5 protein-coding genes are annotated in these 6,544 nt (G+C 40.3%); 4 read left to right on the forward strand and 1 reads right to left on the reverse strand.

The window, feature by feature from the left end; translation table 11 throughout:
• Positions 1 to 2: 2 nt before the first annotated feature.
• Positions 3 to 2,195, reverse strand: a complete 2,193-nt coding sequence (gene fadB, locus PSF67_RS08890; protein ID WP_272676789.1) for a fatty acid oxidation complex subunit alpha FadB — start codon at positions 2,193 to 2,195, stop codon at positions 3 to 5.
• A gap of 257 nt (positions 2,196 to 2,452) precedes the next feature.
• Here fadB and pepQ point away from each other — a divergent pair, with 257 nt between their 5' ends.
• Genes pepQ through hemG form a run of 4 tightly spaced genes read left to right on the forward strand, consistent with a single transcriptional unit; the run spans position 2,453 to position 6,466 of the window.
• Positions 2,453 to 3,787 (forward strand): Xaa-Pro dipeptidase, encoded by a 1,335-nt coding sequence (pepQ, locus tag PSF67_RS08895; RefSeq protein WP_102139072.1) that lies wholly within the window; start codon positions 2,453 to 2,455, stop codon positions 3,785 to 3,787.
• Positions 3,787 to 4,401, forward strand: a complete 615-nt coding sequence (locus PSF67_RS08900) for an IMPACT family protein (RefSeq protein WP_102139071.1) — start codon at positions 3,787 to 3,789, stop codon at positions 4,399 to 4,401. The genes pepQ and PSF67_RS08900 overlap by 1 nt, the downstream gene beginning before the upstream one ends.
• A 28-nt stretch (positions 4,402 to 4,429) precedes the next feature.
• Complete coding sequence (trkH, locus tag PSF67_RS08905) at positions 4,430 to 5,881, forward strand: Trk system potassium transporter TrkH (protein ID WP_166267368.1); 1,452 nt, start codon at positions 4,430 to 4,432, stop codon at positions 5,879 to 5,881.
• Between the two features lie 60 nt (positions 5,882 to 5,941).
• Positions 5,942 to 6,466 carry a menaquinone-dependent protoporphyrinogen IX dehydrogenase gene (gene hemG / locus PSF67_RS08910; RefSeq protein WP_272676790.1) on the forward strand — a complete coding sequence of 175 codons (525 nt, stop codon included), beginning with the start codon at positions 5,942 to 5,944 and terminating at the stop codon, positions 6,464 to 6,466.
• Positions 6,467 to 6,544 lie beyond the last annotated feature (78 nt).

A 6,544-nucleotide genomic window follows, 5' to 3' on the forward strand; every position in this document is an offset into this window, starting at 1 on the left:
AATTAACCTCTCGCAACTTTTTTGACATCAATCGCCACGACAGGTGGCTGTGGGTAATATCTTGCATTGGTAGCCGCTTTTTCTTTTAAGCCACTAGGCGCGTGATATAGCGGGCTTAAGTGCTGCAAAGATTCCGTCGTTTTCAAGTAAGACTGGCTACCTAAGGTATCTAAATAGCAGAACACTCCCCCTCTAAATGGTGGAAAACCTAAACCATAAACTAAAGCAATATCTGCATCTGAAGGGCTTTGAATGATACCTTCCTCTAAGCAACGAACAACTTCGTTAATCATGGGAGCCATCATTCGAGCAATAATTTCTTCTTTGGTGAAAGTGCGCTTTGTTGGGCAAATAGTAGCAAGTAATTCATCAGTCCGAGGGTCATCAATTTTTTTCGGTTTCCCTTTTTTATCTTTTTCATATTGATAAAACCCTTGGCCATTCTTTTGGCCAAATCGTTGTTGTTCATACATTACATCGATGGCATTTTTTCCTTTTTTCCCCATCCTTTCAGGAAAACCTTGGGCCATAACTTGTTCCGCATGAAAAGCGGTATCAATACCAACGACATCAAGGAGATAAGCAGGCCCCATTGGCCAGCCAAACTCTTTTTCCATGACTTTATCTATTTCTCTAAAGTCAGCTCCATCTTGTAGCAGCAAATTAAAGCCTGCAAAATAAGGAAAAAGTACTCGGTTAACAAAGAAGCCAGGGCAATCATTGACAACAATAGGGGTTTTACCCATTTTATTGGCGTAGGCAACAACCTTAGCAACCGTGTTATCAGAAGTTTGTTCTCCTCGGATAATTTCGACTAATGGCATCCGATGCACTGGGTTAAAAAAGTGCATGCCGCAGAAATTTTCTGGGCGTTTTAGTGATTTTGCGAGGGTTGAAATTGGAATCGTTGAAGTATTTGAAGCCAGTATGGTTTCTGTTGTTACTAAGGATTCAACTTCAGATAATACAGCAGCTTTGACTTTCGGGTTCTCAACAACGGCTTCTACGACGATTTGGCTATTTTCCACCCCGTTGTAAGATAATGAGGGATGAATTGATGATAAGGTTGCTGCCATTTTCGCAGCTGTAATTTTTCCACGCTCAAACTGATTATTTAATAGCTTTTGCGCTTCTTCAATCCCTAAGTCTAATGACTTAACATTAATATCCTTCATTAAGACTGGCACGCCTTTACTGGCTGATTGATAAGCAATGCCACCGCCCATAATCCCTGCACCTAATACTGTAGCATGTGTTGGAATATCAACATGTTGTGCGACTTTTTTACTGTTTGATTTAACTTGTTGGTCATTTAGAAAAATATTCACTAAAGCACGTGCAACATCACTATGCGCTAGAGGAACAAATGCAGCTGTTTCATGCTTCAATGCCTCATCACGAGTGCAGTTTGCTGTTTTTTCTATCGTATTCACAGCAGCCATAGGGGCTGGATAGTGTTTGCCAGCAACCTTGTACACCATCCCCTTAGCGACATTGAAACTCATCGTTTGCTCAATAGGTTTCAATTGTAGAGGATTAAGTTTAGGTTGGCGTTTCTTCTGCCAATTGAAGGCCCCGGTGATTGCAGATTCAATAACTTGCAGCGCTGAGTGTGCGAGAGCTTCTGTACTAACAATCGCGTCAATAAGGCCAAGTTTTAAAGCTTGAGAGGCATCGACATCTTTACCTGCAGTAATAATTTCTAATGCGCTATCTAAACCAATTAATCGAGGTAGACGAACAGACCCACCAAATCCAGGCATGATCCCAAGTTTTGTTTCAGGAAGCCCAATTCGAGCATCAGGTGAAGCGATGCGAAAATCAGTGGATAAAACACATTCACAGCCACCACCTAATGCATAGCCATTAATGGCACAAATCGTTGGAACAGGCAGGTCTTCAATGCGATTAAAAATACTGTTAGCGTAGTGCAACCAATCACTTAGCGTTTCTTTTGATGCTTCAAAGAGTGAAAGAAACTCTTTGATATCAGCACCAACAATAAAAGCGGATTTATCAGAGCGGAAAATTACACCTTGCAGCTCGGTTTGTTGCTCAAGAACAGACACGGCTTCATCAAGTGAAGCAACGGTGTGGGTATCCAATTTGTTAATTGGCCCTGGTGAGTTAAAAACCAGTTCTGCAATCCCTTGTTTCAACCATTGAATATAGATAGTGTCACTTTGATAAAGCATTCTGCTCTCCTCTACGTGGTAGTGTTATCTGGTACGACCAGATGAGTTGAGTGTGACTAGAATGTTAATTAATTGCAAACTTTTAATAACAAAAATGGAAGATTGGTCACAGCAATTAAGTGAAATAATTAATGTTTTAAATGATAAATTAACTATATATCAATTAATTAGTGCAGGTTTGCAACAGAGCGCATATCCGTTAATAACAGAACGTGGTAAGCTTAATTTTTCTAATTAATGCTGAAAGGTTGAAGGAAATGGAAAAACTGACTGCACTCTACGCTGAACATATTAAAACGTTACAAAACAGAACTCAGCAAGTTTTACAGCGCAGCAAATTAGATGCCATATTGATTCATTCAGGTGAACCCCTACGCATCTTTCTTGATGATAGCGACTATCCGTTTAAAGTTAACCCTCATTTTAAAGCGTGGGTACCTGTCACCGATGTTCCACATTCATGGTTATTAGTTGATGGCGTAAATAAACCTAAACTATGGTTTTATTCCCCTGTTGACTATTGGCATAGTGTTGAGCCACTACCGAACAGTTTTTGGACTAAAGATATTGAATTAATCCATTTAAAAAATGCGGATGACATTAAAACCTTCCTAACAAGTCTACCGAAAGAAAATGTGGCTTATATTGGTTCGGCAACTGCAAAAGCTGAGTCGTTAGGGATTTCGCTACATAATATCAATCCCAAACCTGTTTTAGATTACTATCATTATCATCGTTCTTATAAAACCGATTATGAACTTTACTGCATGCGTGAAGCGCAAAAAATGGCAGTAAATGGGCACCTTGCAGCTCTCGAAGCATTCCGTGCAGGTATGAGTGAGTTTGATATTAATATCAGCTATTTACAATCAACTGGGCATCGAGATACCAATGTCCCTTATGGTAACATTGTTGCGCTGAACGAAAACGCAGCGGTATTGCATTACACTAAGCTACAGCAAACTGTGCCGAATGAATTACGCAGCTTCCTTATTGATGCAGGAGCTGAATATAACGGTTATGCTGCTGATATTACGAGAACTTATGCGGCAAAAGGGAAAGATGAATTTGCTGAATTAGTTGCGGATGTCAATACGGAACAGCTCGCTTTAATTGATACAATCAAGGCGGGTGTGCGCTATACCGATTATCATGTAGATATGCATCATAGAATTGCTAAAATACTGATTAAACATGATATTATTAAAGGTATTAGCGAAGAGTCAATGGTGGAAAGTGGCTTAACAACGCCATTTTTGCCTCATGGTTTAGGGCACCCGCTTGGGTTACAAGTTCATGATGCTGCTGGCTTTATGCAAGATGACAGCGGTACACATCTTGCGGCTCCTAAAATGTATCCATTCTTACGATGTACTCGTGTTTTAGAACCTAAAATGGTGTTAACTATTGAACCTGGGCTCTACTTCATTGAATCTCTATTATCTGAATGGCGAAATGGGGAGTTTAGCCAGTATTTTAATTGGGATAAAATTGAGTTTTTCAAACCTTACGGTGGGATCCGTATTGAAGACAATATCGTGATCCACGCAAATCGTATTGAAAATATGACTCGAGACTTACATTTACGTTAATGAAACCTTATTTAATACCGGCTGAAACTATTTCTTTTACAGAAGAGATCAAAAAAAGCCAATTTATTACGTATTTAGCTCATACAGATGGTATTGACGCGGCAAAAGATTATATTCAATCAATTAAAGCTCAATACCCAGATGCCCGGCACCATTGCTGGGCATTTGTCGCTGGTCGGCCTGATGATTCACAAAAGTTGGGGTTCTCTGATGACGGAGAACCAACTGGAACAGCAGGAAAACCCATTATGGCGCAACTATTAGGTAGCAACCTAGGGGAGGTTACCTGTGTTGTTGTGCGTTATTTTGGTGGGATAAAACTGGGAACGGGTGGGCTCGTTAAAGCCTATGGAAATGGTGTCCAGCAAGCATTAAGAATATTACCGACAAAGACAAAAGTACCACAAAAAATCTTTAATTTAGTGTGTGACTATTCGTTGATTAATGCGATTGAACAACTCCTTGCTCAGGTGAATGGCACGGTTTTGCACAGTGATTATAATGAAACTGTCTCTTTACAAATTGCAATTCCTGCTACTCTTGAGCAGGAGGTCAATGATAAATTACGCGATATAAGTCGTGGGGCCTTAGCGCTCACGCCAGAATCGGAATAGTAAACAGTTTTATCAAGGAACCTGCCGAATGCATTTTCGTGCAATAACCCGCATAGTCGGGCTGCTTGTCATTATCTTTTCTTTTACCATGGTTATTCCTGGTATTGTTGCGCTAATTTATCGTGATGGTGCAGGTCGAGCTTTTAGCCAGACTTTTGTTACTGCTTTGCTAATTGGCCTTTTTCTGTGGCTACCAACCCGCAATAGCCGGCACGAGCTTAAAGCAAAAGAAGGTTTCCTTATTGTTGTTTTATTTTGGACAGTACTGGGAAGCGTTGGGGCATTACCTTTTATTTTTTCTGAAAGGCCTAACCTTTCGGTTACAGATGCTTTTTTTGAATCGTTTTCAGGCTTGACTACCACTGGTGCGACAACGCTGACAGGGCTTGATTCCTTGCCCAAAGCTATTTTGTTTTATCGGCAGATGCTTCAATGGCTTGGGGGGATGGGGATAATTGTGCTCGCTGTTGCAATCTTACCGCTTTTGGGCGTTGGGGGAATGCAGTTATACCGCGCAGAAATGCCGGGTCCTTTGAAAGACAATAAAATGCGGCCTCGCATTGCAGAAACGGCAAAAACATTATGGCTAATCTATGTACTGCTCACAATTGCTTGTGCAGTTGCTTTATGGATAGCAGGAATGGATGTTTTTGATGCTATTTCCCACAGCTTTTCGACTATCGCTATTGGCGGGTTTTCAACTCATGATGCCAGTATTGGTTATTTCAATAGTCCTGCGATTAACACTATCATAGGTATTTTCCTGATTATCTCTGGTTGTAACTTCGGTTTACACTTTGCAGTACTAACTGGACGTAGTTTAGGGATTTATTGGCGCGATCCCGAATTTAGAATGTTCATCAGCTTCCAATTTGTCTTAGTGGTGATTTGTACTTTAATACTTATGTACCATTCGGTTTATGGCAGCTTCGGGCAAACGCTTGATCAGGCATTCTTCCAAGTTGTGTCAATGGCGACAACGGCAGGATTTACGACAGACAGTTTTTCTGGTTGGCCTCTTTTCTTACCAATGCTTCTATTATGTGCTGCATTTGTTGGTGGATGTGCAGGTTCAACAGGGGGCGGATTAAAAGTTATTCGTATCTTATTGCTTTTCTTGCAAGGCTCGCGTGAATTAAAGCGCTTAGTTCACCCAAATGCGGTCTACACAATCAAACTGGGGCAGCGTGCATTGCCTGAAAGGATCATCGAAGCGGTCTGGGGGTTCTTCTCTGCCTATGCACTTGTTTTTGTCGTCAGCTTATTATTGCTGATCGCAACAGGTGTTGATGAGTTTTCTGCATTCTCAGCAATAGCGACCACACTCAATAACTTGGGGCCAGGCCTTGGGACTGTTGCAGATAACTTTACGTCAATGAATCCAGCCGGTAAATGGATTCTAGTGGTGACGATGCTATTTGGGCGTTTGGAAGTGTTTACTTTATTAGTGCTACTGACTCCAACTTTCTGGCGTGAATAATTGAATGCAATCTATATATAAGACTATCTATATAGAAATGATAATAATCTAGGAACAATAATGAGCTATTTACTTTTACACTCCAGTACGGATGGGCAAACAAAAAAAATTATTTTAAAAATGGCGGAACAGCTGAGAGGCTTAGGTCGTGAATGTGATATTCGTGATTTAAATACTGACCAACAGCTTAATTTATCAGGCTACGATAAAGTATTAGTAGGGGCATCTATTCGTTACGGGCATTTCAATAAAAAACTACAACGCTTTGTGACCTCCCATCAAAATCAATTGAATTCAATGAAGACCGGTTTTTTTGCTGTAAATTTAACGGCAAGGAAAAAAGGTAAGAATACGGTTGAAACTAACGCATATACGCGAAAGTTTTTAGAAGCGTGTCCTTGGAAGCCAACATTGAAGTCTGTTTTTGCCGGAGCGCTGTTTTATCCGCGTTATAAATGGTTTGATAGAATGATGATCCGCCTAATTATGAAAATGACAGATGGCCCAACCGACCCAAAAACAGAGATTGAGTATACTAACTGGGAAAAGGTTGCCGAATTCGCAACTGAATTTGATGGTTTATAGGTCTTAATTTCAACAAAATGTAGTTATTTTGTGTTTTTTGTTTAATAAATCATCGCTTGGTGAAATAAATCAAAAAAA

The organism is Providencia sp. PROV076 (assembly GCF_028483405.1).
GTDB lineage: Bacteria > Pseudomonadota > Gammaproteobacteria > Enterobacterales > Enterobacteriaceae > Providencia > Providencia huaxiensis.

Bases quoted from the DNA above. Each gene is read 5' to 3' on its own strand.
- PSF67_RS08900 (WP_102139071.1), top strand. From the start codon at position 3,787: ATGAAACCTTATTTAATACCGGCTGAAACTATTTCTTTTACAGAAGAG.
- trkH (WP_166267368.1), top strand. From the start codon at position 4,430: ATGCATTTTCGTGCAATAACCCGCATAGTCGGGCTGCTTGTCATTATC.
- hemG (WP_272676790.1), top strand. From the start codon at position 5,942: ATGAGCTATTTACTTTTACACTCCAGTACGGATGGGCAAACAAAAAAA.
- pepQ (WP_102139072.1), top strand. From the start codon at position 2,453: ATGGAAAAACTGACTGCACTCTACGCTGAACATATTAAAACGTTACAA.
- fadB (WP_272676789.1), bottom strand. From the start codon at position 2,195: ATGCTTTATCAAAGTGACACTATCTATATTCAATGGTTGAAACAAGGG.